This window comes from Bacillus sp. JJ1532 (assembly GCF_036965085.1).
In the GTDB taxonomy this organism is placed as follows: domain Bacteria; phylum Bacillota; class Bacilli; order Bacillales; family Cytobacillaceae; genus Cytobacillus.
Genome location: NZ_JBALOW010000024.1, coordinates 48636 through 50207, shown reverse-complemented (window position 1 = coordinate 50207; position 1572 = coordinate 48636). Strand labels below are relative to the sequence as shown.

Sequence of the window (1572 nt, the reverse complement as noted above, 5' to 3'; positions counted from 1 at the left end):
AAAGCTTTGTTCTGTGGGTGCAGCAGCGGAGCTGATGCCAGAGGTGCGAGAGCACCTCGCAGAGAGAGAATTTCCAGAAAGCCACCTCCGTTATCGACACAAATCCCTCCCCCTGAGCATTTGCGTCATCCCAGAATCACTCCCCCGAACAACATCAAGATGACGCAAATGCGAACTCCCGCACCCTCCTGAAAATCCCCCCCAAACCAACTGGAAAAAGGGAATTATAAGTATCATTTTAACTATAAAACGACACCCCCTTACACACACCCCAAAATTCCAACAAAAACTGACAAATCTATGAACGATTCCTCTTCCCATTTAATATGATTTCGACATTCTTGTCAGTGAGAAAAATCAACTTTGAACCTGTTTTTATCAAGCCAATTTTTTTCATCTCTTATACTACTCTTATTATAAAATGGCTAAAAAAATGACCAAGCATTTTTAATGAATACTTGGTCCTAATCATCTATATGAATGTCGGTTCGCCAAATATCACAATAACGATGAAATTCAGGGCCAATTAACATAGAAAAACAGCCTTGCGTTAAAGCAAAACTGTTTACCTTCTAACATATACAAGTCTTTCGTTTTTTTCCAACCCGCTCCATATCTACTACTTTTTTAATATAATCGGTTGCTAACGGGACTTTGCAAGCGGTATTTCCTACATCAACATTCACTTTTCCGATATGTTCTGCAACCTTTTTTGCCTCAGTCGATAATGCTTGAACATAGGAGCCTACAGATATGACAAAACCATTCGTTACGTAGCGGACCCGGTTTCTTTCATCGTGGATAGTTGTTTTTACCTGATGGAGCAATTCGCTAATTTCGTTTAAATTTAATAAATCATCTGGTGTAATAGACAAATAATTTGCATATGTATTCCATCCGCAAACGGCAATCATTTCATCTTCAGATTTTATCCATTCTCTCGCTAGTTCCAGAGCATAGTCACTTTCCGCAGCTACTCCGGAAACGGTATATTCTGCAGGCGCATGCCAAAGTGCTTTCCTCGCCCAGTCTTGTAAAGTTTCTTTTGTCATTAATTTTGGATTGATCGAAAGACCCGCTAAATACATTGCATCATAATTCCCCGATTCATACAGAGCCAACGCCAATTCCTGATCCTTTTTCACAAATTTCACAAGTTTTTTCATATCTCCAACCTTTACCCCAAAGAGCGGCTCCACCGCCCCATGACGGATCAACGTCTTTTTCGTCTGCTCCGTCCCTAATTCTTCAAGCATTTTCATTATTTCAGTGTAGGTCATCCATCTTCCCTCCAATTTTAACAAGCTGACTTTCTATCATCATTTCATTTTTTGAAAGATCATAAACAAACTATTATCTATAATTCTTTTTTGAATATAAAATCCTTCAAGTGCTCACTATGACGGCGATTCCATATAAAAAACTGACTCAACTTAATTATAAGTCGAGCTTATTGACCTTCTGCATAAATTATTTTAGCTGAAGGGCGTTAAGAGCATCGCTTAACTACCTTCTGAACTTATTTTTCTATCTTAAGGATTATATAAAGCTTTCTTAACTACCTTCAACACT

The 1572-nt window shown here is 38.5% G+C and carries 1 protein-coding gene; it reads right to left on the bottom strand.

All coding sequences use genetic code 11. The annotated features are described in order from the left end of the window. Nucleotides 1-572: 572 nt before the first annotated feature. On the bottom strand, nucleotides 573-1280 hold the full coding sequence (locus V7122_RS10600) for a DNA alkylation repair protein (protein WP_335526642.1): 708 nt from the start codon (nucleotides 1278-1280) through the stop codon (nucleotides 573-575). Nucleotides 1281-1572: the final 292 nt, after the last annotated feature.